This is a genomic window from Streptomyces sp. NPDC048111 (assembly GCF_043202815.1).
In the GTDB taxonomy this organism is placed as follows: domain Bacteria; phylum Actinomycetota; class Actinomycetes; order Streptomycetales; family Streptomycetaceae; genus Streptomyces.
In genome coordinates, this window is record NZ_JBIDBD010000025.1 from 13646 (window position 1) to 39034 (window position 25389).

The following is a 25389-nucleotide window of genomic DNA, read 5'->3' on the forward strand; positions in this document are numbered from 1 at the left end:
GGCCCCATTCATAAGCTCCGCTTGGGGATACCGGTGAATTTTGCCCAATTGACGTGAGGTGGCCGGGCGTTCAGGGTGGACCCATGGAACTGGACTCCCTCGCGCGCGGCGAGTTCGCGCCGCAGACCACCTATCTCAACACCGCGAGCACCGGGCTGCTCCCCGCACGGACCGTGGCCGCCATGGGTGAGGCCGTGGCGGCGTCGGCGGCGGGGCGGCCGACCGACATGTTCGGCGACGTGGAGGCGGCCCGCGCCGCCTACGCGCGGATCGCCGGCGTTCCGGTGCGGTGCGTGGCGGCCGGGGCGTCGGTCGCCGTCTACACCGGCCTGATCGCCACCTCGCTGCCCAAGGGCGCCGAAGTCCTGGTCGCCGAGGCCGACTTCAGCTCCGTGGTGAACCCGTTCCACATGCGGTCCGACCTGCTGGTGCGCACCGCGCCGCTGGAACGGCTCGCCGAGGCGGTGCGGCCGGGCACGGCGCTGGTCGCGGTCAGCGCGGTCCAGTCGGCCGACGGCCGCATCGCCGACCTCGCCGCGATCCGCGCGGCGGCCCGCGCCCACGGCGCGCGGACCCTGGTCGACGTGTCCCAGGGCGCGGGCTGGTACCCGGTGGACGCGGCGGCGTACGACTACACCGTGACGGTCGGCTTCAAATGGCTGACCACCCCGCGCGGCGTCGCCTTCCTCACCGTCCCCGAGGACCTCGGCGGCCTCAGCCCCGTCTTCGCGGGCTGGGTCGCGGGCGAGCGCCCCTGGGACGCCTGCTACGGCCCGATCGACGAACTCGCCCACAGCGCACGGCGGTTCGACGAGAGCCCGGCCCTGTTCTCCTACACCGGGGCGCGGCACGCGCTCGCCCTGATCGAGGAGGTGGGCACCGAGCGCATCCACGCCCACAACACCGCGCTGGCCGACCGCTTCCGGGCCGGGCTCGCGGAACTCGGGTACGAGCCGGTGGCCGCGCCGGGGTCGGCGATCGTGGCGGTGCCGGGCCTCGGGCGGCGCCAGCAGGAGCTGAGCCGCGCGGGCGTCGAACTCTCCGACCGCGCGGGCAACCTGCGCGCCGCCTTCCACCTCTACACCTCGGCCGAGGACGTGGACCACCTCCTCGACCTGCTGCCCGCCCGCTGACCCCGGGCCGCGCCGAGGCGGAGGGGCCCTCACTCCTTGCGGTCGGCCGCCGCCCTGCGCGCGGGCTGCACCGCCACCGGACCGCTCAGGGGGTGGCTGCGGACGGACTGAGCGGCTCGCCGTACCAGCGCCAGGCGGTGGGGCGGGTCCGGCCCGGCAGATCCGCCCGGCCGCTCATCCACAGCAGCACCCGCCAGCGGTCCTGGTCGTCGGGCACGTCCCGGAAGAGCCGGGCCAGCACCCGGTCGCACAGACCGGCCGGCGCGGTCCAGGGCAGGCCGAGCCCCTCGGCCACGTCGTGCGTGTGCAGCAGGACCTCCACGATGCCCATCGCGCCGAAGCCCTCCGGGTCGGAGATGCCGAAGCCGTGGTGGGCGCGGACGTCGGGCGAGGTGGTGCGCACCATCGCGGTGAGCAGGGCGCCGCTCGCCTCCAGGGTCTGGAGCAGTCCGGCGGGGCCCGCGGCGCGGTCCGCGTGCACCGCGTTGCGCGGGCCGCCGGGGCGCTTGGCCTCCCACAGGTACGGCACGTCGCCGTCCAGCGGCGGCTGCGCGGGGCCGATCTGCACGGCGTAGGCGAACAGGTCGTCCGAGAGGTGCTCGACCGTCTCCCAGCAGTCCCACTCCAGCGTGCCGGCCGGCACGCTCCAGTCGGCGGCGAGGCCCGCCCGCAGCGCGGTCACGGAGAGCCGCACGGCGTGTTCGACGTCGGCGGCGGTGACGGGGGAACGGGAAGGTTCATCGGCCATGGACATGGGGGGACCGTACCAACGATCTCTGTGCGGACGTCGGTACGGTCCCTGGCCCAGGGCCCTGGGGGCGGCCTCCGGGTGGTCGGACGGGGCACGGTGGGGCGGCCCCGCCCCGCATCGGCGCCCCCCTCAGCGCACCGGCGTGAAGTCCCGGGCGCCGATGAACTCCGGACGCCGGATCGGCGCCGCGAAGGGTTCCTCGGCCGCGTTCTCGACGCTGTTGAAGACGATGAACACGTTGCTGCGCGGATACGGGGTGATGTTGTCCCCGGAACCGTGCATCGCGTTGCAGTCGAACCAGGTCGCCGAGCCCGCCCGGCCGGTGAACAGCCTGATGCCGTGCCGGTCGGCCATCTTGGTCAGCGCCTCGTCGGACGGCGTGCCCGCGTCCTGCATCTGGAGGGACTTCTTGTAGTTGTCCTTGGGCGTCGCCCCCTCGCAGCCGAGGAAGTCCAGATGCGACCCGGGCATGATCATCAGGCCGCCGTTGGTGTCGTGGTTCTCGGTCAGCGCGATCGAGACCGACACCGTACGCATCCGGGGCAGACCGTCCTCGGCGTGCCAGGTCTCGAAGTCCGAGTGCCAGTAGAAGCCCGAGGCGCCGAAGCCCGGCTTCACGTTGATCCGCGACTGGTGGACGTACACGTCCGAACCGAGGATCCGGCGCGCCATGCCCACGACGCGCTCGTCGCTGACCAGACGGGCGAAGACCTCGCTGATCCGGTGCACCTCGAAGACCGAGCGCACGGACTGCGTCTGCGGCTCGATGATCGAGCGCTCGTCGGCGCGTACGGAGGGATCGGCGATCAGCCGCTCCAGCTCCGTGCGGTACGTCGCCACCTCGTCGTCCGTGAGCAGGTCCTCGATCGCGAGGAAGCCGTCCTTCTCGAACGACTCCAGACCCGCGGACGGGCCCCAGACGACCGGGTCCTGGCGGGGCGTGACCACCTCGGCGGAGCCACGCGTGGGGTAGAGATCCTGGGCGGTCATGGTCAGCCCTCCTCGGGTTCGGTCAGCAGCGGGTAGACGCCGTTCTCGTCGTGGTCCTCCCGTCCGGTGACGGGCGGGTTGAAGACGCAGACGCAGCGGAAGTCGGTCTTGGGGCGCAGGGTGTGGCGCTCGTGGCCGTCCAGGAGGTACATCGTGCCCGGCTCGATCCAGTGGGTCTCGCCGGTCTCCTCGTTGGTGAGCTCGGCCTCGCCCCCGGTGCACAGGACCGCCTCGATGTGGTTGGCGTACCACATGGAGGTCTCGGTGCCCGCGTACAGGACGGTCTCGTGCAGGGAGAAGCCGACCTTCTCCTTGGCGAGCACGATCCGCTTGCTCTCCCAGGTGCCGGAGGCCGCCTTCACATGGCGGTCGGTGTTCTCGATGTCCTTCAACGAGCGGACAATCACGGTGACTTGCTGCCTTTCTGTGGCGGATGCGATGGGCTCGTGCGGGCCCCGGACGCGGCCGGGGCCCCGCGGGGGTCAGACGGTCGCGGCGACCGCGCGGGCCAGCGAGCGCAGACCCTCGTCCAGTTCGTCGGGCGTGATGGTCAGCGGCGGGAGCAGCTTGACGACCTCGCTCTGCGGGCCGGAGGTCTCCAGGAGCAGCCCCAGCTCGAAGGCGCGGGCGCAGACCTCGGAGGCGCGGGCCGGGTCGGCGAACTCCAGGCCCCACACCAGACCGCGGCCCCGGTAGCTCGCGCCGAGCCGGCCGTGCTCGGTGCACAGGGCGAGCAGCGCCTGCTCGACCTGCTCGCCGCGGGCCAGGGTGTGCTTCTCCATCTGGCCGCCGTCGGCCCAGTACGCGTCCAGGGCCGCGGTCGCGGTGACGAACGCCGGGTTGTTGCCGCGGAAGGTGCCGTTGTGCTCGCCCGGCTCCCACACGTCGAGCTCGCCCTTGAACAGGCAGAGCGACAGCGGGAGTCCGTAGCCGCTGATCGACTTGGAGACGGTGACGATGTCCGGCACGATGCCCGCCTCCTCGAAGGAGAAGAACGCGCCGGTACGGCCGCAGCCCATCTGGATGTCGTCGACGATGAGCAGCATGTCGCGGCGCCGGCACAGGTCGGCGAGCGCGCGCAGCCACTCGGGCCGCGCCACGTTGATGCCGCCCTCGCCCTGCACGGTCTCCACGATCACGGCGGCCGGCTTGTTGAGGCCCGAGCCCTGGTCCTCCAGAAGCCGCTCGAACCACAGGAAGTCGGGCACCCGGCCGTCGAGGTAGTTGTCGAACGGCATCGGGGTGCCGTGCACCAGCGGGATGCCGGCCCCGGCCCGCTTGAAGGCGTTGCCGGTCACCGCGAGCGAGCCGAGCGACATGCCGTGGAAGGCGTTGGTGAACGAGACGATCGACTCGCGGCCCTTCACCTTGCGGGCCAGCTTGAGCGCGGCCTCCACGGCGTTGGTGCCGGTCGGGCCCGGGAACATCACCTTGTACGGCAGGTCGCGCGGGCGCAGGATCACGTTCTGGAACGTCTCAAGGAACGTCCGTTTCGCGGTCGTCGCCATGTCGAGGCCGTGCGTGATGCCGTCGCGCTCGATGTAGTCGAGGAGCGCCCGTTTCATCACCGGGTTGTTGTGCCCGTAATTGAGTGAGCCGGCCCCGGCGAAGAAGTCGAGATAGCTGTGGCCGTCCTCGTCGATGAGGCGGGCACCCTGCGCGCGGTCGAACACGGCGGGCCAGCCGCGGCAGTAGCTGCGCACCTCCGATTCGAGGGACTCGAAGACACTGAGGGCGGGCGGGGTGATGGTCACAGCGTTTCTCCCTGGGGGTGGAGGGGGCCGATGCGGTAGAGGACCTCGGGCTGGTGCCCGTCGTCGGGGAAAAGACCCGCGTCGAAGAGGACTTCACGTTCGAGGGCGGCGCCGCGGCGCTCGGAGTAGGCGGTGAACAGCCGGTCGGACGGGATGTTGTCCGGCGACACCGTCGTCTCGACGCGGGTGACGCCGTACGCGGAGGTCACCTTCGCGGTCAGCGCTTCGAGCAGCAGCCCGGCAAGTCCCTGGCCCCGGTGGGCGTGGTCCACGGCCACCTGCCAGACCACCAGGGTGTCCGGCCGCTCGGGCCGTACGTAGCCGGTGATGAAGGCGATGGGCGCGCCGTCCTCGCCCCGGGCGACCACGGAGGTCCGGGCGAAGTCGCGGCACCAGAGCAGATAGCTGTACGAGGAGTTGAGGTCGAGTACCTGGGAGTCACGGGCGATGCGCCAGATCGCGGCTCCGTCCTCCACTCGTGGGCTTTCGATTCGGACTGCTGTTTGCGCGGCGGTCATGCCGAGGGAATTTACCGATCGGAAATTGAAATCGCATTCCCGTCAGGGGGTGTGTGAAGAGCGGGTTCGTGTTATCACGCGGGCATGTGCGCGATCCGGTTTGTCCGGTAATTACCGGACAAACCGGGGGCGTTGTGGAGTCGATCACACCTCTGTGACCATCCGGGAACCCTGTTGAAACCTGTGCGTTTGAGCCCGGAAAGACCGGGCATAAGAAAACGGGAAGCTGCGGAGAATAAGCAGCTTCCCGTTTTGTGGAACGTATATGGAATTTCGGCGGTGGAATCAGTGGTGGAAAAGTGTCACCAGGTTTCGGAGACGGCCCGGCGGGCGGCCTCCAGGTCCACCGCGATCCCGTACTCGCCGAGCGCGGCCCCCAGCGCCGCGAGCGAGGACTGGACGGCGCCGCGGGTGGCGTCCACCCCGTAGTGGTTGACCCGGATCACGGTGGCGGCCAGCGCGCCGCCGCCGGCGATCAGCGGCAGCGAGGGGTCGGAGGCGAGCGCCTTTGCCACCAGCTCGGCGGCGTCGACCCCCTCGGGCGAGCGCAGCGTCGTCGCCACGGGCGCGGCGTCGCGCGCCTCGTGCACGTACGGGGCGAGCCCGCCGCCGAGCGCCAGGACGCCCGTCCTGGTGGCCGCGGCGGCCGAGGCGTGCCGCGCGGTCACCGCGCCCAGGCCCTCGGCCTCGATGCGCTCCACGCACGCTTCGAGGGCCAGCATCTCCAGCTGGGCCGGCGCGTGCAGCAGCGTCTTGCGGCCGCCGTCGATCCAGCGCTGCTTCCAGTCCAGCAGTGAGAGGTAGGAGTGGCGCGGGGCCCCGGGGTTGGCCGCCATGCGCTCCCAGGCGCGGGCGCTGACCGAGACCGCCGAGACGCCGGCCGGGCCGCCCATCGCCTTCTGCGCGCCGATCACGCACAGGTCCACGCCCCAGGCGTCCACCAGGAGCGGCTCGGCGGCCACCGACGCCACCGCGTCCAGCATGAACAGGGCCCCGTGCCGGCGCACCACCTCGCCGATCTCCGCGACCGGGTTGGTGTTGCCGGTGGCCGCCTCCGCGTGGACGAGCGAGACGAAGTCGATCTCCGGGTGTTCGGTGAGCGCCCGGTCGATCTGCTCGGCGGTGACCGCCGCGTGGAAGGGCACCTCCAGGTCGACGACCCGCGCGCCGCAGTCGCGCAGCCAGGTGCCGAAGGTCTGCCCGTAGGGGCCGGTCACCACGTTCAGCGCGGCGGAGCCGGGGTGGGCCGCACCCCTGATGCAGCCCTCCAGGGGCAGCAGCGCCTCGCCCTGCATGATCACCACGTCCTGCTCGGTGGCGAGCAGGGCGGCCACCCGTCGCTCGATCGCCGCGAAGTGGTCGGCGGTCAGCGGGGCCAGGTCCAGGAGCGGGTGTGTCACGGCGGTGCCTTCTTCGGTCAGATCGGGGGATGCGTCGGGTGTTCGATCCTCTGGAGGGAGACTACCGAGGGCCTCGTACAGTGCTGACCATGAGCGATCGCGCGGTGCTGCATGTGAAGGGACGCGTCCTCGTGGGACCCGAGGACGTACGGGACGAACTCTGGGCGGTCGACGGGCGGATCACCTATGAGCGCCCGCCCGGCGAGGCGGTCACCGTCAGCGGCTGGGTGCTGCCGGGCCTGGTCGACGCGCACTGCCACGTCGGCCTCGACCAGCACGGTCCGGTGCCCGACGAAGTGAGCGAGCGGCAGGCGCTCACCGACCGCGACGCCGGGACGCTGCTGGTGCGCGACGCCGGCTCGCCCTCCGACACCCGCTGGATCGACGACCGCGAGGATCTGCCGAAGATTATCCGCGCGGGCCGGCACATCGCCCGCACCCGCCGCTACATCCGCAACTACGCCCACGAGATCGAGCCCGGCGACCTCGTGGCGTACGTGGCGCGCGAGGCGCGGCGCGGGGACGGCTGGGTCAAGCTGGTCGGCGACTGGATCGACCGGGACGCGGGGGACCTCGCCCCGTGCTGGCCGCGCGGCGAGGTGGAGGCCGCCATCGCCGAGGCCCACCGGCTCGGCGCCCGCGTCACCGCACACTGCTTCGCCGAGGACTCGCTGCGGGACCTGGTCGAGGCGGGCATCGACTGCGTCGAGCACGCCACCGGCCTGACCGACGAGACGATTCCGCTGTTCGCCGAGCGGGGCGTGGCGATCGTGCCGACCCTGGTCAACATCGCGACGTTCCCGCACATGGCCGACGGCGGCGAGGCCAAGTTCCCGGACTGGGCGGCCCACATGCGCAGGCTGCACGAGCGCCGTTACGACACGGTGCGCTCGGCCTACGACGCCGGGGTGCCCGTGTTCGTCGGCACGGACGCGGGCGGCTCGCTCGCGCACGGCCTGGTCGCCGCCGAGGTCGCCGAACTCGTCACGGCGGGCATCCCCGCCCTCGAGGCGCTGTCCGCCACCGCGTGGGGGGCGAGGGCCTGGCTGGGCCGTCCCGCCCTGGAGGAGGGCGCCCCCGCCGACCTTGTCGTGTACGACGAGGATCCGCGCGCCGACGTACGGGTGCTCGCCGCGCCGCGCCGGATCGTCCTCAACGGACGGATCGTGGGCTGATCCCGTACGCCAACGCGGGCGCCGGCGGCCGGAGTCGACCCGCCCCGCACGCATCGTCCGGTTGACCGGGCGTGACGCGCGGCACCGCGCCGTCGTTGAGGTTCTTCATGCGTACGCCGGTGCGGCCGGGCGGCGTACGGGGCGTAGCGCGGTGCCGGGTGTGACGGGAGGGAACGCCCGTGCCGGATGAATCGAATATGAAGGCGGAAACCACCCTTTGGGGTGAACTGGCTTCGTGTGACCGCCAGTTCACTCTGTGTGCGTAAAGATGCGGTGTCCCAAGTCGCCGGTGCGCCCCGACTCCCAGGAGTCCCACGAGTCCCCGTGGCGGGCGCCCCGGCAGCCATGTCTCCTGTGGGGGTTCCACCATCGTGCACAGCAACCACTTCCGCCTGCCCGCGACCGGCCCGGCCGCCCGTCGCTCCGCCGCCCTCGCGGCCTGCACGGCGCTCGCGGCCGGACCGCTGCTCCTCGCGGCGCCCGCGCACGCCACCGGCGTCGAGGGCGACGGCGGCGGGCGGGCGAGCGCCGTCGTGCTGCGGACCGCACTCGACGTCTCGCTGCTCGACAAGACCATCGACGTACCGCTGAAGGCCACGCTCAACGAGGTGCAGGCGCCGGCCGGCGCGGACCGCACCGCGCTCACGGTCAAGCTGGACGGGGTGGCTGGCGATCGGCCCGTCGACGTCCTGAAGGCGGACGTCGCCACCGCGAAGGCGAGCGTCGACGCGCGGAAGGCCGAGGGTTCGAGCCGGCTGGTCAACGCCCGGCTGCACGTGCCCGGCCTTCCGCTGCTCTCCCTCGTCGAGGTGGGCGAGGTCACGTCCAGCGCCGTCTGCGAGGCCGGGCGCGCGCCGGTCGCCAAGTCCAACGTCCTCGGCGCGGTGAGCGTGCTCGGCCGCAGGGTCACGCTGACGGCGGGCGGCACCACGCAGGTGCGGGTGCCCGGGGTCGGCGAGGTCACCCTCGACCTGTCCCGGGCCACCACCACCTCGCGCACCGCCGCCGCCGTCGCGCTGCGGCTCAAGGTGTCGGTCAACCCGCTCCATCTGAACGTGGCCGACGTCAAGGGCGAGGTCACCCTCGCCGAGGCGACCTGCCGGACGCCCGAGGCGCCTGCGGCCAAGCCCGCTCCGGCCGTCGCGGACAAGGGCCCCGCCGAGGCCGCGGTGAAGACGCAGACCGTCGCCGACTCCACCCTGGCCGAGACCGGCGGGAGTTCGGCGACGCCCTACCTCGTGGGCGGCGCCGCCGTACTGCTCGTGGGCGGCGCCGGCGCCCTCGTGCTGACCCGGCGCGCCCGCGGCGACCGGGCCTGACCGACGGCGGCCGGGGACGGGGGCCCCGGCGGGGGCGGGCTCCCCGTCAGGGACCGGCGAGGACCAGCGCCTGGTCCAGGGCCTGGAGGAAGCGGTTGGTCGTGGTGCGGTCGCGCACCGCCAGCCGCAGCCACTCGGGGCCGAGCCCCGGGAAGGTGTCGCCGCGCCGGGCCGCGAAGCCGAGGGTGCGCAGATGGTCGCGCACCCTGGCCGCGCCGTCGATCCGGGCCAGGACGAACGGGCCCTCGGCCGAGTCCACCGCGCGCACCTCGTCGAACTCGGCGAGCCCGGCCAGCAGATGGGCCCGGTCCTCGGCGATCCGCCGGGCCGCCGCTTCGGCCTCCGCCAGCGCCCGCGGCTCCATGCAGGCGAGCGCCGCGACCAGGGCCGGGGTGGAGACCGGCCACAGCGGCTGGGCCCGCTGGAGCGTCGCCACGGTCTCCGGCTCGGCCAGGACGTAACCGATCCGCAGACCCGCGAGCCCCCAGGTCTTGGTCAGGCTGCGCAGCACCACGAGACCGGGCAGGTCGGTGCGGCCCGCCAGCGCCTCGCGCTCACCCGGCACCGCGTCCATGAACGCCTCGTCCACCACCAACGTCCGCCCGGGCCGCGCCAGTTGGGCCAGCAGGGCGGCCGGATGCAGGACGGAGGTCGGGTTGGTGGGGTTGCCCACCACCACCAGATCGGCCTCGTCCGGCACGGCCGACGGGTCGAGGCGGAAGCCGTCCTCGGGGCGCAGCAGTACCCGCCGCACCGTGTGCCCGGCGTCGCGCAGTGCCGCCTCCGGCTCGGTGAACTGCGGGTGTATCACCACGGAGTGACGGAACGTCAGGGCGCGGGCCAGCAGGACGAACGCCTCCGCGGCGCCCGCCGTGAGCAGCACCCGCTCCGGCGCGAGCGCGTGCCGGGCGGCCACCGCGGCGCGGGCCGCCCGGCCGTCGGGGTAGGCGGCGAGCCCGGTCAGGGAGTCGGCGATCCGCTCGCGCAGCCAGACCGGGGGAGTGCCGGTGCGGACGTTGACCGCGAGATCGGTCAGCCGCAGGCCGTCGTCGCGGACCTCGGCGTCGCCGTGGTGGCGCAGATCGTGCGGAACCTCGGTGGGGATGGACATGGTTTCCTCGCTCCTGGTGGGGGGTCCGTCGCCGGTGTCGGCGGACGGCCGGAGGTGGGGTCGTCGAACGATCGCACACGTCGCCATGGCGGCACGCCCCGCGGGGCTCGACTTCCGCTTGGGCGCCACCAGTTCGCCGCCCCGGGCCAGGGCCGCCGCCTCGGCCACGGAGCGCGTGCCGACCGCGGCGAGGACCGCGTCCGAGCCGTGCGGCACCGCGACCGCCGCCAGCTCGGCCGCCGGATGCCCGACGAGTGGCACCCCGAGCCGCGCCGCTGCCGCGACGATCCCGGGCTCGGCGGCCCTGGCGTCCACCGTGGCCAGCTCCACGACGGCCGCCGGGTCCAGGCCCGCCCCCGCGAGGGCGGCCCCGATCAGCGTGAGCACCTCGTCCGCCGGGACGCCGCGCGAGGCGCCCACGCCCACGACCAGGGGCGCCCCGGCGTGCGGGGCGGTGCGGGCGGCGTCGTCGGCCACGCAGCGGCTCCCCTCAGGCCGCCCGGGGGCGGCGGCCGGCCCCGGTGTGGACATGCGGAGTGGGGGCCCCGTCGGTTAGCAAGGGCGCATGGCGGTAATCGTCGCGCTCGGCGCGTTCCTGATGACCCTGGTGGGCGGCTGGACCGCCCAGCGGGTCACCGACCGGCGCCATCTGGTGCTCGGGCTCGCGGGCGGCCTCATGCTCGGCGTCGTCGGCCTCGACCTGCTGCCGGAGGCCCTGGACGCGGCCGGCGAGGACCTCTTCGGGGTGCCGCGCGCCCTGCTCCTGTTCGTGGGGGGCTTCCTCTTCGCGCACGTCGTCGAGCGGGTGCTCGCGGTGCGCCAGGCCGCGCACGGGGCGGGCGGGCAGCGCGCCCCGCAGGTCGGCCTCTCCGTCGCCGCCGCGATGGTCGGGCACAGCCTGATGGACGGGATCGCGATCGGCGCCGCCTTCCAGGTGGGCGCCGGCATGGGCGTCGCCGTGGCGCTCGCCGTCATCACCCACGACTTCGCCGACGGCTTCAACACGTACACGATCACGAGCCTGTACGGGAACGAGAAGCGCAAGGCGCTCGCGATGCTCTACGCCGACGCGCTGGCCCCCATGGCGGGCGCCGCCTCCACCGTGCTGTTCACCCTTCCGGAGCAGCTTCTCGGCAGCTATCTCGGCTTCTTCGGCGGCGTGCTCCTCTACCTCGCCGCCGCCGAGATCCTTCCCGAGGCCCACCACGACCACCCCGCCCTGTCCACGCTGCTGTGCACCGTCGCGGGCGTGGGCTTCATCTGGCTGGTGGTGGGCGTCGCCGCCTGAGGGCGCGGCCGGGCGGTACGTCACCGGGCGCAGCCCTCGGCGAACCGCCGGGCCACCTCCGGGCGGGCCGCCCAGTGGGTGTGCAGATAGCTCGCGTGCACACCGCCCCGTACGAAGCCCTCGACGCGGCGCTCGGGGTGCACCACGCCCCAGGCCGGGTCGGCGCCCGCGCCCGGCTCGATCACGGTGCGGTGGAACTCGTGGCCGCGCAGCCGCGTCCCGGCGACGGCCAGGCTGTTGTCGCACACCGCGACGGCCTCGCGGTAGCCGAGCGTGAGCCGGCCCGACATCCGCGCGTCCGCGTCGAGCACCCCGCACATGGGCTGCCCGTCGAGGGAGCGGGCCAGGTAGAGCAGGCCTGCGCATTCGGCGGCCACCGGCGCGCCCGAGAGGGCGAGTTCGGTCACGGCCTTGCGCAGCCGTTCGTTGGCGGACAGCTCGGCGGCGTACACCTCGGGGAATCCGCCGCCTATCACCAACCCGTCGGTGCCGGGCGGGAGTTGCTCGTCCTGGAGCGGGTCGAAGGTGACGACGTCCGCGCCGGCGGCGGTGAGTAGTTCGGTGTGCTCGGCGTAGGAGAACGTGAAGGCGGAGCCGCCCGCGACGGCGACGACGGGCCGCCGTGCGGGGCGCGCGAGGCCGGATCCCCTTTCCCGCGGCCCGGCACCGCACGTCCCGGCATCCCGCGGCTCCGCCCCCCGCGGCCCGGCCTCCTCCTGCGCCGCGTCCCTCTGCGCCGCATCCCACGGTTCCGCAGCCCAGGGCTGCGCGGCCCACGGCTCCGCATCCAGCGCCGGAGCCGACCGGGCCAGGGCCAGCAGGGCGGGCAGGTCGCAGCCGGCCCGCACCTGTTCCCCCATCGCCGCCACCGCGTCCAGCGCGTCGGCCCGCCGCTCGGCGACCGGCACCAGGCCCAGGTGACGGGACGGGGTGTCGACCTGGGGGGCCCGGCGCAGGGCGCCCAGCACCGGCACGCCCACGTCCTCCATCGCCTCGCGCAGCAGGGCCTCGTGCCGGTCGGAGCCGACCTTGTTGAGGATCACTCCGCCGATGCGCACCCCGGGGTCCCACGAGGCGAACCCGTGCACCAGGGCCGCCACCGACCGCGACTGCGAGGAGGCGTCCACCACGAGCACCACCGGGGCGCGCAGCAGCTTGGCCACCTGGGCGGTGGAGGCGAGCTCGCCCAGCCCGCTCGCCCCGTCGTACAGGCCCATCACGCCCTCGACCACGGCCAGGTCGCAGCCGTGCGCGCCGTGCGCGAACAGCGGGGCCATCAGCTCGGGACCGCACATGTACGCGTCCAGGTTGCGGCCGGGCCGCCCGGTCGCGAGCGCGTGGTAGCCGGGGTCGATGTAGTCGGGGCCCACCTTGTGCGGGGACACGGCGAGCCCCGAGCGGGCGAAGGCCGCCATCAGGCCGGTCGCCACGGTGGTCTTGCCGCTGCCCGACGCCGGGGCCGCGATGACGAGACGTGCTACCACTCGATGCCCCGCTGGCCCTTCTGACCGGCGTCCATCGGGTGCTTGACCTTGGACATGTCGGTGACCAGATCCGCGAACTCCACCAGCGGCCCGGGGGCGTTGCGGCCGGTGATGACGACGTGCTGGGTGCCGGGGCGCTCGCGCAACACCGAGACGACCTCGTCCACGTCGACCCAGCCCCAGTGCAGCAGATAGGCGAACTCGTCGAGCACGTAGAACCTGTACGTCTCGGCCGCCAGGTCGCGCTTGACCTGCTCCCAGCCCTCGCGGGCCTTCTCCTCGTGGGTCGGTTCGCCCTCGGCGGTCTCGCGCTGGATCCACGACCAGCCCTCGCCCATCTTGTGCCAGTCGACGACGCCGCCCTCGCCGGAGGCACCGAGCACCTTCAGCGCGTTCTCCTCGCCGACCTTCCACTTCGCCGACTTCACGAACTGGAACACCCCGACCGGCCAGCCCTGGTTCCAGGCGCGCAGCGCCATCCCGAACGCGGCCGTCGACTTCCCCTTGCCGATGCCCGTGTGCACCATCACCAGATGCCTGTTGCGGCGCTGACGCGTCGTCAGACCGTCCTCGGGTACGACACTGACCTGTCCCTGCGGCATTAAGCGGCCCTCCTCGAAGTTCCCGTTGCGTCCTTGACGAGTGTGGCGATAGAGTCCGCCCGCAGTGCGTCCAAGGTGACGGCGCTGCCGCCCAGTTCACGTGCCAGCTCCCCGGCAAGGCCGAGCCGCACCATCCCCGACTCGCAGTCCACGACCACCGACGCGGTGCCGTCGCCGGCGTGCAGCCGGGCCGCCCGTCCGGCGAGCGCGACCGGCTCGGGGCCGCCCGTGGCCCGTCCGTCGGTGACGACCACCAGCAGCGGCCGGCGCGAGGGGTCGCGCAGCCGCTCCACGCGCAGCACGTCATGGGCCTTCAGGAGGCCCGCCGCCAGCGGGGTGCGCCCGCCGGTCGGCAGTGACGCGAGCCGGGCCGCCGCCGCGTCCACCGAGGAGGTGGGCGGCAGCGCGAGGTCGGCGTCCTTGCCGCGGAACGTGATCAGACCGACCTTGTCGCGGCGCTGGTAGGCGTCCAGGAGCAGTGAGAGCACCGCGCCCTTGACCGCGCTCATCCGCTGCCGGGCCGCCATCGACCCGGACGCGTCCACCACGAAGAGCACGAGGTTGCCCTCGCGGCCCTCGCGGGTGGCCTGGCGCAGGTCGTCACGGCGTACGACCAGCCCGGGGCCCGACCGCCCGCGCGCCCGCTGGTGCGGGGCCGCCGCCTGCACCGTCGCCGCCAAGTGCAGCTTGGTGAGCGCCCCTTGGGGCCGGCGCGAACCGGTGGTGCGGCCGTGGTCGGTGCGGGCCCGCGAGCGCCGGCCCGCCGCGCCCTCGCCGAGACCCGGCACGCTCAGCATCTTCGTGCGGAAGGGCTCGGCGGCCTGCACCGCGCCCCGCTCGCCGGCCCCGGCCGGGGCGGGGGACGCGGGGGGCCGCGGCGCCTCGGAGGTGTCCGGGGGGCCGGCGGGGCCCGAGTCGGGGGGTCCCGAGTCGGCGGGGGACTCGGGGGACTCGGGGGATTCGGCGGGACTTTCGGGGGCGTCGCCCTGCGGCGGGACGCCGCCTCCGCCACCGCCGTCCGGGCCCTCGGGGCCCGGGTCCGGATCGTCGTCCCCGTCCGCACCCTCGTCCTCGCCCCGGAACTGCTCCAGGGTCTCGTCGAGCTTGTCCTCGTCGAGGCCCGGCGCGTCGAACGGGTTGCGCCTGCGGCGGTGCGGCAGCGCGAGCAGCGCCGCCTGCCGGACGTCCTCGCTGCTGACCTCGGTGCGCCCGGCCCACGCGGCGAGGGCGGCGGCGGTGCGGGCCATCACGATGTCGGCCCGCATCCCGTCGACCTCGAACGCGGCGCAGGTGGCCGCGATCTGGAGCAGCGCCGCGTCGCCGAGCATGACCGAGGGCAGCAACTCCCGTGCCGCCGCGATGCGTTCGCGCAGCGCGCTCTCCTCGTCGGCCCAGCGCGCGGCGAAGGCGGCCGGGTCGTCGTCGTACGCGAGCCGGCGGCGCACCACCTCGACCCGCTGCCCGGGCTCGCGCGAGGCCGAAACCTCGACGGTCAGGCCGAACCGGTCGAGCAACTGCGGGCGCAGCTCGCCCTCTTCGGGGTTCATCGTGCCGACGAGCAGGAACCGCGCGGCGTGCCGTACCGAGACGCCCTCGCGCTCGACGTAGGACGAGCCCATGGCGGCGGCGTCGAGCAGCAGGTCGATGAGGTGGTCGTGCAGCAGGTTGACCTCGTCGACGTACAGGATGCCGCGGTGCGCGTCCGCGAGCAGGCCCGGCTCGAAGGACTTCACGCCCTCGCCCAGCGCCCGCTCGATGTCCAGGGCGCCCACCAGGCGGTCCTCGGACGCGCCCACCGGCAGTTCGACCATCCGGGCCGCGCGGGCCGCGCCCGGGCCGCTCCCGTGCGGCCCGTCCGGGCAGTTCTGGTCGGGTGCGGCGGGGTCGCAGCTGAACCGGCAGCCCGGCACGACGGCCACCTCGGGCAGCAGGTCCGCTAGCGCCCGCACGGCGGTGCTCTTGGCGGTGCCCTTCTCGCCCCGGACCAGAACACCGCCCACGGCCGGGCTGACGGCGTTCAGGAGCAGCGCGAGCCGCAGGTCGTCCATGCCGACGACGGCGGTGAACGGATACCGGGTGCTCATGTGCCGATCTCTCCTTCGAGTAGTGCTGTACGCCGCGGGGTACGCCGGACGGTCACGGCGCCCCCGGCGGGATGAAGGGCAGCCCGGCGGGCGGGCCCTGCTCGATCAGCCGCAACAGGGCGCCGGTGTCGGCGTGTTCCTCGATCAGGTCGCCGAGCCGGTCGAGCTGCTCCTCGCGCAGCGCGCCGAACGAGGTGTCGGGCGCGGGCACGAAACGCCGGCCCGCGTCCCGCGCGACCCGCTCCAGGAACCGGCGCCGGAATCCGTCGCTCTCCAGGGAGCCGTGCCAGTGCGTGCCCCACACCGGGCCCACCCGGCAGCCGTCCAAGAAGGCTTCGCCGCCCAGGACCTGGGCCACCCCGTGGTGGATCTCGTAGCCCTCGACCCGCTCGCCGAGTGCCTCCCCGACGGGCCGCGCCAGGGTCTTGCCGGCCGCGAACCGCACCCGCAGGGGCAGCAGTCCGAGCCCGGGCACCGAGCCCGCCTTCGACTCGACCTCGTCCTCGATGTGCTCGCCGAGCAGCTGGAAGCCGCCGCAGATGCCGAGCACCGGGCGGCCCGCGGCGGCCCGGCGGGCGATCTCCGCGGCCAGGCCCCGCTCGCGCAGCCACTCCAGGGCGCGCACGGTGCCGCGGGTGCCCGGCACCACCACGAGATCGGCGTCGGTGAGCTCCTCGGGCCGGTCCACGAACCGCACGACCACACCGGGTTCGGCCGCCAGCGCGTCCACGTCGGTGAAGTTGGACATCAGCGGAACCGCGCACACCGCGACGCGCAGCACGTCCTCGCCGACCGGCGGCGCCACCACCGACTCGCGCACCGCTCCGCGCATCGACACGCGAAGGCCGTCCTCCTCGTCGATCCCGAGCCCGTGGGCGTAGGGGAGGATCCCGTAGGTGTGCCGTCCGGTGAGACCGCGCAGCATCTCGATGCCGGGTTCGAGGAGCGTCACGTCGCCGCGGAACTTGTTGACGACGTACCCCGCGACCAGCGCCTGGTCCTCGGGGCTCAGCAGGGCCGTGGTCCCGAAGAACGAGGCGAACACGCCGCCGCGGTCGATGTCGCCGACCACCACCACGGGCAGCCGCGCGGCCCGGGCGATGCCCATGTTGACGATGTCGGTGCGCCGCAGGTTGATCTCGGCCGGGCTGCCCGCCCCCTCGCAGATCACCGCGTCATAGGTGTCCCGCAGTTCGGCCAGGCAGTCGAGGACGGTGCCGAGCAGCGCCTGCTGGCGTCCGCCGTGGTAGCCGCGGGCGCTCAGCTCGCCCACCGGTCTGCCCATCAGGACGACCTGGCTGGAGCGGTCGCTGCCGGGCTTGAGCAGCACCGGGTTCATCAGCGCGGTCGGCTCCACCCGGGACGCCTGCGCCTGCATCGCCTGGGCCCGGCCGATCTCCGCGCCCTCGCGCGTCACGAACGAGTTGAGCGACATGTTCTGCCCCTTGAAGGGCGCGACCTTGACGCCCTGGCGCACCAGCCAGCGGCAGATCCCGGCCGTGACGACGCTCTTGCCCGCGTCCGAGGTCGTGCCGGCGATCAGCAGCCCGCCACCCATGTACGTCCCTTCCTCACAGCGGCCCGCGCCGCGACGGCGGTGGCCAGCGTCAGCCAGCCCACCGTGCGCGAGAGCCGCACCGCCCGTTCGATGTCCGCGACGCCGACCGCCCGCCCCGGTGCGTTCAGGACCGGCCGGTGCTCGACGCGCCCCGCGTAGGAGAGCGTGCCGCCCAGGCGCACGCCGAGGGCCCCGGCGAACGAGGCTTCCACCGGGCCCGCGTTGGGGCTCGGATGCCGGCCGGCGTCGGAGCGCCAGGCGCGTAGCGCGCCCCGGGTGTCCGGGCCGGCCAGCGCCGCCAGGACGGCGGTGAGGCGGGCGCCCGGCCAGCCCGCCACGTCGTCCAGGCGGGCCGAGGCCCAGCCGTACCGGCGGTGGCGGGGCGATTTGTGCCCGACCATCGCGTCCAGGGTGTTGACCGCGCGGAAGCCCACCAGGCCCGGCACGCCCGCGAGCGCGCCCCACACCAGGGCGCCGACGACCGCGTCCGAGGTGTTCTCGGCGACGGATTCGACGACCGCGCGCGCGACGCCGTCGGCGTCGAGGGACTGCGGGTCGCGGCCGCACAGGTGCGGCAGGCGCTCGCGGGCCACCTCGACGTCGCCGGCGGCCAGCGCGCCGCCGATGGCGCGTGCCTCGCGGCCCAGCGAGGTGCCGCCGACCACCGTCCAGGTGGCGGCGGCGGTCAGCGCGGCGGCGGCGAGCGGCCTGCCGCGCACGGCACGACGGGCGAGGGCGGCGGCGCCCGTGGCGCCGCCCGCGCACACCAGGGTGTGCAGGGCGCCCCAGCCGCGGTGGTCGCGCCACAGGAGGCGCTCGACGGCGCCGGCGGCCCGGCCGAAGGCGGCGACGGGATGGCCGCGGCGCGGATCGCCGAACAGGAGGTCGCCGAGGAGTCCGGCGGTGACGCCGTGGACGAAGACGCGATCGGCCCGCATCGTCAGCGCGCCCGGGCGTCGCGGAGGGGGCCGGAAGGTCTTGACGGGCAGGAGCGCATGGCGGTGTGTCCTCACTCAGGGTGTCCGCGCCCTGGTTCGACGTGACCGGCGGTGAGAGTTCCTGGCTCGCGGGGACGACTCCCCGGTGACAGTGGCGGGACCGCGCCGGATTCGCACCGGCTTCCTCTTCTGCCGCCGTAGCTGGCCGGTGCAGTCCACCACGCTGTGAGAACACCCGTCAACTTGCTGTTGACCTGCGGCGCGAGAGAGTGTGCGGCGTCACGGCGAACCGCCCTCGGGCCGGGGCCCAAGGGCGGTTGCGGTGGTGCGCGGTGCGGTGCGCGTGTCAGGCGACGATCAGATGGATCCCGTACGCCACGGCCGCCGCGCAGAGCGCGAAGCAGGTGTACGCCCCGGCGCGGGCCACGGCGGCGTTGCCCGCGGTGCCGGACGCCGCGGCCTCCCGCTTGGTGAGGCCGACGATGCCGAGGGTGAACAGGCCCACGAGGCCGACGGTCACCGCGAGGCTGACGCCGAAGACGGAGCCGAGAGCTGCCCAGTCGATGTGCATGAGGATTCCTTGGGTGAGCGGAGTTCCGGGGTCAGACCGCGGCCGGGGTGGGCGGGTCGACGGGGGCCGGGGCCTGGATGGTGGCCCGCAGCTCGGTCGACGCGACGGCCAGGCCGGTGGGCGGCGGGGTGACCGCGGCGATCGCGGTGGTGATGACACCGGCGGGCTCGGCCGCGGGGGCCTCGTCGGCGGTGACGTTGTGCGCGTCGACCGGCTCGCGGCGCGACAGCTTCCAGATGGTGCCCGAGCCCGCGATCAGCAGGACCGCGACGGCGGCGATGCCCCAGGTGCCCTGCTGGGTGAGGAACTCCGCGCCCGCGCCGACCAGTCCGGCGGCCGGCAGCGTCAGGATCCAGGCGACGGCCATCCGGCTCGCCGTGGACCAGCGGACCACCCCGCCCTTGCGGCCGAGGCCCGCGCCCATGACGGAGCCCGAGCAGACCTGGGTGGTGGAGAGCGAGAAGCCGATGTGCGAGGAGGCGAGGATGACGGTGGCGGCGCCGGTCTGGGCGGCGAAGCCCTGCGGCGGGCGCAGCTCGGTCAGGCCCTTGCCCAGGGTGCGGATGATGCGCCAGCCGCCGAGGTAGGTGCCCATCGCGATGGCCAGACCGGCCGAGACGATGACCCACAGCGGGGGGTTCGCGCCCGGGTGCAGCACGCCCGCGGTGACCAGGGCGAGGGTGATGATGCCCATCGTCTTCTGGGCGTCGTTGGTGCCGTGGGCGAGCGAGACGAGTCCGGCCGAGGCGATCTGGCCGGCCCGGTATCCCTTGGCGGTGGCCTTCTCGTCGGTGTTGCGGTTGATCCGGTAGGTGAGCCGGGTGGCCAGCATCGCGGCGATGCCCGCGACGACGGGGGCGGCGACCGCGGGGAGCAGCACCTTGGTGACGACGGTCGAGCCGTTGACGGACGACCAGCCGGCCGACATGACCGCGGCGCCGATGAGGCCGCCGAACAGCGCGTGCGAGGAACTGGAGGGCAGCCCGAGCAGCCAGGTCAGAAGGTTCCACAGGATGGCACCGACCAGGGCCGCGAAGATGACTTCGGTGCGGATCCCCTTCTCGTCGATGATCCCGCCGGAGATCGTCTTGGCGACCTCCACCGACAGGAACGCGCCGACCAGGTTGAGCGCGGCGGACATGGCGACCGCCGTCTTGGGCTTCAGGGCGCCGGTCGAGATGGTGGTGGCCATCGCGTTGGCGGTGTCATGGAAACCGTTCGTGAAATCGAACACGAGAGCTGTCACGATCACGATCGCGAGCAGCAGCGTGATGTGTTCCATTTACCCAGGCAATCGTTCGACGTCAGTGGCGGGACGAACGTAAGCAACCTGGGTGAACGGAAGATGAACTGGGACGGGCGCATCGGTGACCGTCGCCCCTTCTCGTTCCCGGCGGGCCGCGCGGGCCGCGCGGGCCGCTCGGGGCCGGACCCGCCGGGCCGCCGCGCGGGGCCGTGGGGGCTGCCCGCCGGGCCGGTCAGCGCCCGGTCGCGAACCGCCGCAACTGCTCAAAACTCCCATTGAAGAGATTCTGGTCACCCGGCAGGGTTCCGCGGCCGTCCTGGTGCTGCCACAGCGTCCAGTACGACCAGCCCGCGGGCAGCGGGCCCGGCGCCGGCGCGTACCGGGCGAGCCACAGGGCGTGGGTCGCGCCGAACGCCCGGCTGCGGCCCGTGCACGCGTCCCACCACGAGGTGGTCGTGTAGATCACCGGCCGGCGGCCGGTGCGCAGCCGCACCTCGTCGCTGAAGGCGGCGATCCAGGCCGTCATCGCGGCGGGCCCCAGGCCGTAGCACCGGTCGCGGCTGCCGTCCTTGGCGTCCTTGGCGTACGGGTTGTGCTCCAGGTCCACCGCGGGCGGCAGCGTGTGGCCGTCGGCCGACCAGCCGCCCCCGTTGCGCACGAAGTACTCGGCCTGCGCCCGGCCCGACGACTGCCCCGGGACCGCGAAGTGGTAGGCGCCCCGCAGCAGCCCGGCCCGCCGGGCGCCGTCGTACTGCTGCCCGAAGTAGGGATTGCGGTACGTCGTCGACTCGGTCGCCTTCACATAGACGAAGGACGCGCCCCGGCTCCTGGCCGCCGCCCAGTCGACGGCGCCCTGGTGGGAGGAGACGTCGTGCCCGGCGGGCCGGGCCGCGGCCGAGGCGGCGGGCTGCGCCGCCAGCGCCGCGCAGCCGAGGGCCGCCGCGGCGAGCGATCCCGCGAGCACGGCCCGCGCCCCCGCGCGACGCAGCGGGCGAACACGGTCGCGAGCCATCAATTCCCCCTGAAACAGCGGTGTATGGAACAAATCCCCCCGAGGCTAGTGGACGTCCACCGGCCGGACGGCGCCCGGACGGCCTGCGCCTGGCAGGATCGCCCGCATGAGCGACAACGGGGCGGCGACGGCCGCGGCATGGGCCGAACTCATCGACACCGCGCGCCGCACGGCCGCGGAGGGACTGGTCGTCGGCACCTCGGGCAATGTGTCGGTCCGGGTCGGCGACCTCGTCCTCGTCACCCCGACCGGCGTCCCCTACGACCGGCTCGGGCCCGCCGACACGGTCGCCGTCGACCTCGAAGGGCGCCAGGTGCTCGGCACCCTGCGGCCCACCAGCGAGATCCCCCTGCACCTCGCCGTCTACCGGCACACCGACGCCCGGGCCGTCGTGCACACCCACGCCGTGCACGCCACCGCCGTCTCGACGCTGGTGTCCGAACTGCCGCTGGTGCACTACATGGCGGCCGCGCTCGGCGGCCCGGTCCGCGTCGCCCCGTACGCCCTGTACGGCAGCGAGGAGCTGGCCGCGCACCTGCTGCGGGCCCTGGAGGACCGCACCGGATGCCTGCTGCAGAACCACGGCACCGTCACCTACGGCGCCTCCCTCGGCCAGGCCTACGACCGGACCGCCCAGCTGGAGTGGATGTGCCGCCTGTGGCTCACCGCCGCCGCCGTGCCCGGCCGTACCCCGTCCCTGCTCAGCCGGGACCAGCTCGACGAAGTCGCCGAGAAGCTGCGGGGGTACGGGCAGCCCTGAGACGGGAGCCGCCCCCCTCGCCTTGCCCGGCGGCCCGGGCGGGCCCGGGCCGCCGGGCCGGGAACCCGTCGGCGGGAGCCCCGCGACCGGGGCCCGCCGCTCCGATGGCCCCGCCCACTGGCACCGGGCGCCCCGCACCCCGACACTGGACCCGTGCGCCTCGCGACGAAGACGGCAGCGGCCGTCACCACACTCCTCGGCGTCGGCGCGGCAGCGGTCGTCGCCGGACGCCACGCCAGCGACGCCGCGCTCAAGGCGCCGCCCGGCCGCCCGCTGCCCACCGGCCCCCGCCTGACCGTGCACGCCACGGCCCCCGGCCGCATCACCCTGACCCGCTCGCTCGCCGCGCTGCGCCCGGGGACGTACGGCCTGGAGGGCGACGGTGTCCACGCCGTCGTGGGGGAGGTGCTGGAGAGCGCCCCGCACACCGCCGACACCGTGGTGCGCCGCCTGGAGCGGGTCACCTGCGGCGCCCCGGCCGCGGGGGACCGCGTGTGGCTCACCCCCCAGCTGCACCGCGGCACCCCCGAGACCGCCCTCGGCATCCCCTACCGGAACGTCGAGATCGCGGCCGAACTGGGGCCGCTGCCCGCCTGGTTGGTCCCCGGTGAACGTCCCACCTGGGTGATCGCCGTGCACGGCCTCGGCACGACCCGCGAACACCCCCTGAACCTGCTGGAGTTCCTGCGCCGCCAGCGGCTCACGGTGCTCTCCCTCGCCTACCGCGGCGACGAGGGAGCGCCGCGGCCGCAGGACGGGCTCGGCCACCTCGGTGACTCCGAATGGCGCGACCTCGACGCCGCGATCCGCTACGCCGTGCGCTCGGGCGCCCAGCGCGTCATCCTGCACGGCTGGTCCACCGGCGCCACCATGGCGCTGCGCGCCGCCGACCGCTCCGCACTGCGCGAACGCGTCAGCGGCCTCGTGCTCGACTCGCCGGTCCTGGACTGGGAGTTCACCGTCAAGGCCCTGGCCGCGGCCCGCCGCACCCCGGGCCCGCTGCTGCCGCTCGCGGTCCGCGCGGCCCAGGGCCGTACCGGCGTGCACGGCGACCGCCGCCACGAGACCGCCGCCGCGGTGACCCCGCGGGTGCCCACGCTGGTCTTCCACGGCCCCGACGACACCGTCGCGCCCTGGGGACCCTCGCGCGAACTGGCCGCGCGGCGACCGGAACTGGTCACCCTGCACCCGGTGCGCAGCGCGCCGCACGCCGCGATGTGGAACGCGGACCCGACCGGCTACGAAGAGACCCTGCGGCGCTTCCTCACCCCGCTCATGTGACCGGGCCCGCGCGGCGCGGCCGGTCGCGGCCGGTTCCGCTTGTACCTGCGGACGTCACCGCCGCGGGTGCGTCGCGCGGTGCGGTGCCCGGCCCCCGAGAGGGCGGCGCGAAGCGGCCCGGGCCGTCGCGGCCCGTTCCGCTTGGGCCTCGGGACGGGAAGCGGACCGCATCCCTCCGCGGGACGGGCCGCCGGGCCCGGACGTCGCGGGGCCCGCCGGGCGCGGGGCGGGCGAACCCTTCCGTTTGGGCTTTCGGCCAGTGACCGGGAAGACTGCATGCGTGACGTCCCGGAAGCCTGAAGAGAAGTTGCCGCGCGACTCCAGACTGCGGCTTGTCCGCGCTCCGCACCCGACGCAAGCCCGGCCCCTCGCCACCGCACGCAGGGCCGTGACCGACCGGCGCACCCGGCCGGCACCCCGGCCACCCGCCGGCACCCCGGCCGCCGCCGAACTGGCCCGCCAGGCCAGAGCGGTGCTCGCCGACGCCGTGCGCGTCGCCCGCTGGACCGACGCCGAGCGCACCCGCGGCGCCGCGCCCGGCCCCGGCAGGCCCGGCCCGCTGCCCGCACCGGTCGCCGAACGGGCCGCCGCCGCACTGGGACTGACGACCGCTCAGGTGCGGGCCGGCTGGGACCGGGCCCGGCTCGCCGGGCTCGTCGAGCTGCACGGCGCGACGGTGCGGCCCGGCTGGCGGCTGCGCGCCTGGGACCGCGACGACGCGGCCGTCCTGCGGGGCTGGGTCGCCCTGTTCGACGCCTGGTCGCTCGTGCATCCCGCACCCGGGGACATCGCCCCGACCGCGGTCGCCGAAGTCGTCGAGGCCGTCCCCCAGGTGCTCTCGCTCCTCCAGCTCTCCAACGGGCCGGTCCTCGTGCCGGCCCTGCTCGACCTGCTGGAGCAGCGCGTCGCCGAACTGCGCGAGGAACGCTGCGAGGTGCCCTACGGCCCCCGGCCCGACCCCGTGTCGATGCCGCCGCTGCTGCCGCACCTCCTGGACTGGGCGCTGGCCGGCCTCGCCGCCGTCGGCGCGCTCGTGCTCGGCGAGGGCCAGGCCACCTTGACCCCGCTCGGCAACTGGGCGGTCTGGGTCAAGCTGGAACAGATCTGCGTCGCCGCGCAGAGCCCGGCCGGCAACATCGAGCAGTCGGCCGAGGACATGCTGCGCGGCTGCGCGGGACTGACCCCGGGCCCGGCCCGCGCCGAGTACCGCGCGTGGACCGCGGCACGCACCGTCGGCAGCGCCGTCACCGAGCTGCTCGACGTGGCCCGGGGCGACGACGCGCTGCTGCGCGGGCTCGCCTTCGAGGCGCTGCGGGTCGTGGGGGCCCCGGCCGAGCCCGCGGTGCGCGCCGCCGCGACCGAGACCACCCTGCGTCCCTACGCCCTGCTCTGGCTCGCCGAGTACGAGGGCGGCGACCCCGAGGACGTCGTCGGGGTGCTCACCCGCGAGGAGTCCACCTGGCTCTGGGTCGACACGGCTGCCGCCGTGGCCGACCACGGCGAGAGCGAACTCCTGGTACGCCACCTGGACTCCGCGGTGCAGGGCACGGTGCCGGCCCTGCTGGACGAGGTGCGGGCCGTTGGGCATCCGCGCACGGTGCAGGTCCTGGTGGCGCTCGCCGCGGCCCATCCCGACCCGGCCCTCGCGAAGGCGGTACGCCGCGCCGCCTTCCAGGTCCACACCGGTTCCGCGTAGCGACGCGCGTAGCACCCGCAGCACCGGCCCCGCCGGCCCCACCCGGGGCGGCGGGACCGCCGGCGCAGGGGGCCCGGCATTGGGCTCGGGTCGGCGCACGGGGGCTCGGCCCGGGGCACGGAGCTGGGGCGGGCGCACGTGGACCCGGCGCCGGGACACCGGGCCAGGGTCGGCGCACACCGCTCGGCCCGGGCGCACGCGACTCGGCCCGGGGCCGTGACGGCCGGCGCGCCCCGGTTACCGGCTCACTCGCCGGCGCCCGGCGCGTACGTACCGAAACTCCACACGTTGCCCTCCGCGTCCCGCGCCATGTAGTCCCGCGAGCCGTAGTCCTGGTCGGTCGGCTCCATGAGGATCTCCATGCCGTGCTCGGCGGCCCGTTTGTGGTGCGCGTCCACATCGCTCACCACCACGTACACGCCCACCGGGCCCGCGTCCGCCATCGTCCGGGCGAACAGGCCCTCGCGGCCCTTCGACCCGAGCATCACCACGCCCGCCCCGTAGGACAGTTCGGCGTGCATCACGCTGCCGTCCTCGCCCTCGTAGGTGCACACCTCGGTGAAGCCGAAGGCCTCCTTGAGCCGGCGGATCGCCGCCTTCGCATCGCCGTACAGGATCGTCGGGTACATGCTCATGCCGTTCGTCCCTTCCACGTCCGCGCCGCCGAATGTGATCCGGCTCTCAGTCTCGCACCCGGCACTGACAACGCCCCCCGGCA

Annotated in this window: 23 protein-coding genes and 1 riboswitch; of the genes, 7 read left to right on the plus strand and 16 right to left on the minus strand. The window is 74.5% G+C overall.

What is annotated here, in order from left to right:
- Positions 1-83 precede the first annotated feature (83 nt).
- The gene (locus ACGF3I_RS28170; protein ID WP_393136770.1) at positions 84-1133 is read left to right on the plus strand and encodes an aminotransferase class V-fold PLP-dependent enzyme; all 1050 of its coding nucleotides are present in this window, start codon (positions 84-86) and stop codon (positions 1131-1133) included.
- Positions 1134-1218: 85 nt separating this feature from the next.
- On the opposite strand, the gene ACGF3I_RS28175 is transcribed toward ACGF3I_RS28170, so the two are convergent.
- From ACGF3I_RS28175 to ACGF3I_RS28200, 6 genes are all read right to left on the minus strand, one after another.
- A complete protein-coding gene (locus ACGF3I_RS28175; protein WP_393136772.1) occupies positions 1219-1887 on the minus strand; it encodes a hypothetical protein in 669 nt (222 codons plus the stop codon).
- A gap of 126 nt (positions 1888-2013) precedes the next feature.
- Positions 2014-2874, minus strand: a complete 861-nt coding sequence (thpD, locus tag ACGF3I_RS28180; protein ID WP_393136774.1) for an ectoine hydroxylase — start codon at positions 2872-2874, stop codon at positions 2014-2016.
- A 2-nt stretch (positions 2875-2876) separates the two neighbouring features.
- Entirely contained in the window at positions 2877-3281 is a 405-nt protein-coding gene (locus ACGF3I_RS28185; protein WP_393136776.1) for an ectoine synthase, read from the minus strand.
- Between the two features lie 75 nt (positions 3282-3356).
- Positions 3357-4628, minus strand: a complete 1272-nt coding sequence (ectB, locus tag ACGF3I_RS28190; protein WP_393136778.1) for a diaminobutyrate--2-oxoglutarate transaminase — start codon at positions 4626-4628, stop codon at positions 3357-3359.
- Complete coding sequence (gene ectA / locus ACGF3I_RS28195; RefSeq protein ID WP_393136781.1) at positions 4625-5104, minus strand: diaminobutyrate acetyltransferase; 480 nt, start codon at positions 5102-5104, stop codon at positions 4625-4627. Before ectA ends, ectB begins: the two co-directional genes overlap by 4 nt.
- 344 nt (positions 5105-5448) lie before the next feature.
- Positions 5449-6546, minus strand: coding sequence for a pyridoxal-phosphate-dependent aminotransferase family protein (locus tag ACGF3I_RS28200; protein ID WP_393136783.1), 1098 nt, complete (start codon positions 6544-6546; stop codon positions 5449-5451).
- Positions 6547-6635: 89 nt separating this feature from the next.
- On the opposite strand from ACGF3I_RS28200, the gene ACGF3I_RS28205 reads away from it, so the two are divergent.
- The gene (locus ACGF3I_RS28205; protein ID WP_393136785.1) at positions 6636-7721 is read left to right on the plus strand and encodes an amidohydrolase family protein; all 1086 of its coding nucleotides are present in this window, start codon (positions 6636-6638) and stop codon (positions 7719-7721) included.
- Between the two features lie 371 nt (positions 7722-8092).
- The gene (locus ACGF3I_RS28210) at positions 8093-9040 is read left to right on the plus strand and encodes an SCO1860 family LAETG-anchored protein (protein WP_393136787.1); all 948 of its coding nucleotides are present in this window, start codon (positions 8093-8095) and stop codon (positions 9038-9040) included.
- 46 nt (positions 9041-9086) lie between these two features.
- Here the strand turns inward: ACGF3I_RS28210 and cobC are convergent, their stop codons facing one another.
- Positions 9087-10628 (minus strand): Rv2231c family pyridoxal phosphate-dependent protein CobC, encoded by a 1542-nt coding sequence (gene cobC / locus ACGF3I_RS28215; protein WP_393136789.1) that lies wholly within the window; start codon positions 10626-10628, stop codon positions 9087-9089.
- 88 nt (positions 10629-10716) lie between these two features.
- Between cobC and ACGF3I_RS28220 the strand changes: the two genes are divergently transcribed.
- Positions 10717-11439, plus strand: coding sequence for a ZIP family metal transporter (locus ACGF3I_RS28220; protein ID WP_393136791.1), 723 nt, complete (start codon positions 10717-10719; stop codon positions 11437-11439).
- Between the two features lie 20 nt (positions 11440-11459).
- Here ACGF3I_RS28220 and ACGF3I_RS28225 read toward each other — a convergent pair whose 3' ends face one another.
- The 8 genes from ACGF3I_RS28225 to ACGF3I_RS28260 all read right to left on the minus strand — a co-directional run bounded on the left by ACGF3I_RS28225 (position 11460) and on the right by ACGF3I_RS28260 (position 20934).
- Positions 11460-12923, minus strand: a complete 1464-nt coding sequence (locus ACGF3I_RS28225) for a cobyrinate a,c-diamide synthase (protein WP_393136793.1) — start codon at positions 12921-12923, stop codon at positions 11460-11462.
- Positions 12917-13525 carry a cob(I)yrinic acid a,c-diamide adenosyltransferase gene (gene cobO / locus ACGF3I_RS28230; RefSeq protein WP_393136795.1) on the minus strand — a complete coding sequence of 203 codons (609 nt, stop codon included), beginning with the start codon at positions 13523-13525 and terminating at the stop codon, positions 12917-12919. The genes ACGF3I_RS28225 and cobO overlap by 7 nt, the downstream gene beginning before the upstream one ends.
- On the minus strand, positions 13525-15609 hold the full coding sequence (locus ACGF3I_RS28235) for a putative cobaltochelatase (protein ID WP_393136797.1): 2085 nt from the start codon (positions 15607-15609) through the stop codon (positions 13525-13527). The genes cobO and ACGF3I_RS28235 overlap by 1 nt, the downstream gene beginning before the upstream one ends.
- A gap of 52 nt (positions 15610-15661) precedes the next feature.
- Positions 15662-17167: a cobyric acid synthase gene (locus ACGF3I_RS28240; RefSeq protein ID WP_393136799.1), complete on the minus strand. Its 1506-nt coding sequence runs from the start codon at positions 17165-17167 to the stop codon at positions 15662-15664.
- Positions 17149-18105, minus strand: a complete 957-nt coding sequence (locus ACGF3I_RS28245; protein ID WP_393136801.1) for a cobalamin biosynthesis protein — start codon at positions 18103-18105, stop codon at positions 17149-17151. The genes ACGF3I_RS28240 and ACGF3I_RS28245 overlap by 19 nt, the downstream gene beginning before the upstream one ends.
- 94 nt (positions 18106-18199) lie before the next feature.
- Positions 18200-18341, minus strand: a riboswitch (cobalamin riboswitch).
- A gap of 110 nt (positions 18342-18451) precedes the next feature.
- Positions 18452-18676 (minus strand): hypothetical protein, encoded by a 225-nt coding sequence (locus ACGF3I_RS28250; protein WP_393136804.1) that lies wholly within the window; start codon positions 18674-18676, stop codon positions 18452-18454.
- 31 nt (positions 18677-18707) lie between these two features.
- Positions 18708-19958 carry an anion permease gene (locus ACGF3I_RS28255; protein ID WP_393136806.1) on the minus strand — a complete coding sequence of 417 codons (1251 nt, stop codon included), beginning with the start codon at positions 19956-19958 and terminating at the stop codon, positions 18708-18710.
- 196 nt (positions 19959-20154) lie between these two features.
- Positions 20155-20934, minus strand: a complete 780-nt coding sequence (locus tag ACGF3I_RS28260; protein ID WP_393136808.1) for a lysozyme — start codon at positions 20932-20934, stop codon at positions 20155-20157.
- A 106-nt stretch (positions 20935-21040) separates the two neighbouring features.
- Here ACGF3I_RS28260 and ACGF3I_RS28265 point away from each other — a divergent pair, with 106 nt between their 5' ends.
- The 3 genes from ACGF3I_RS28265 to ACGF3I_RS28275 all read left to right on the plus strand — a co-directional run bounded on the left by ACGF3I_RS28265 (position 21041) and on the right by ACGF3I_RS28275 (position 24671).
- Complete coding sequence (locus tag ACGF3I_RS28265) at positions 21041-21694, plus strand: class II aldolase/adducin family protein (RefSeq protein WP_393136810.1); 654 nt, start codon at positions 21041-21043, stop codon at positions 21692-21694.
- 153 nt (positions 21695-21847) lie between these two features.
- Positions 21848-22975: an alpha/beta hydrolase gene (locus tag ACGF3I_RS28270; protein ID WP_393136812.1), complete on the plus strand. Its 1128-nt coding sequence runs from the start codon at positions 21848-21850 to the stop codon at positions 22973-22975.
- Between the two features lie 388 nt (positions 22976-23363).
- Positions 23364-24671 (plus strand): hypothetical protein, encoded by a 1308-nt coding sequence (locus ACGF3I_RS28275; protein ID WP_393136926.1) that lies wholly within the window; start codon positions 23364-23366, stop codon positions 24669-24671.
- Between the two features lie 245 nt (positions 24672-24916).
- On the opposite strand, the gene ACGF3I_RS28280 is transcribed toward ACGF3I_RS28275, so the two are convergent.
- Entirely contained in the window at positions 24917-25306 is a 390-nt protein-coding gene (locus tag ACGF3I_RS28280; RefSeq protein WP_393136814.1) for a VOC family protein, read from the minus strand.
- Between the last annotated feature and the right edge of the window lie 83 nt (positions 25307-25389).

What these genes read in the sequence shown, in the direction of transcription:
- ACGF3I_RS28170 (WP_393136770.1), top strand. Translation starts at nt 84, where the DNA reads ATGGAACTGGACTCCCTCGCGCGCGGCGAGTTCGCGCCGCAGACCACC.
- ACGF3I_RS28175 (WP_393136772.1), bottom strand. Translation starts at nt 1,887, where the DNA reads ATGTCCATGGCCGATGAACCTTCCCGTTCCCCCGTCACCGCCGCCGAC.
- thpD (WP_393136774.1), bottom strand. Translation starts at nt 2,874, where the DNA reads ATGACCGCCCAGGATCTCTACCCCACGCGTGGCTCCGCCGAGGTGGTC.
- ACGF3I_RS28205 (WP_393136785.1), top strand. Translation starts at nt 6,636, where the DNA reads ATGAGCGATCGCGCGGTGCTGCATGTGAAGGGACGCGTCCTCGTGGGA.
- ACGF3I_RS28220 (WP_393136791.1), top strand. Translation starts at nt 10,717, where the DNA reads ATGGCGGTAATCGTCGCGCTCGGCGCGTTCCTGATGACCCTGGTGGGC.
- cobO (WP_393136795.1), bottom strand. Translation starts at nt 13,525, where the DNA reads ATGCCGCAGGGACAGGTCAGTGTCGTACCCGAGGACGGTCTGACGACG.
- ACGF3I_RS28235 (WP_393136797.1), bottom strand. Translation starts at nt 15,609, where the DNA reads ATGAGCACCCGGTATCCGTTCACCGCCGTCGTCGGCATGGACGACCTG.
- ACGF3I_RS28240 (WP_393136799.1), bottom strand. Translation starts at nt 17,167, where the DNA reads ATGGGTGGCGGGCTGCTGATCGCCGGCACGACCTCGGACGCGGGCAAG.
- ACGF3I_RS28245 (WP_393136801.1), bottom strand. Translation starts at nt 18,105, where the DNA reads ATGCGGGCCGATCGCGTCTTCGTCCACGGCGTCACCGCCGGACTCCTC.
- ACGF3I_RS28250 (WP_393136804.1), bottom strand. Translation starts at nt 18,676, where the DNA reads ATGCACATCGACTGGGCAGCTCTCGGCTCCGTCTTCGGCGTCAGCCTC.
- ACGF3I_RS28255 (WP_393136806.1), bottom strand. Translation starts at nt 19,958, where the DNA reads ATGGAACACATCACGCTGCTGCTCGCGATCGTGATCGTGACAGCTCTC.
- ACGF3I_RS28260 (WP_393136808.1), bottom strand. Translation starts at nt 20,934, where the DNA reads ATGGCTCGCGACCGTGTTCGCCCGCTGCGTCGCGCGGGGGCGCGGGCC.
- ACGF3I_RS28265 (WP_393136810.1), top strand. Translation starts at nt 21,041, where the DNA reads ATGAGCGACAACGGGGCGGCGACGGCCGCGGCATGGGCCGAACTCATC.
- ACGF3I_RS28280 (WP_393136814.1), bottom strand. Translation starts at nt 25,306, where the DNA reads ATGAGCATGTACCCGACGATCCTGTACGGCGATGCGAAGGCGGCGATC.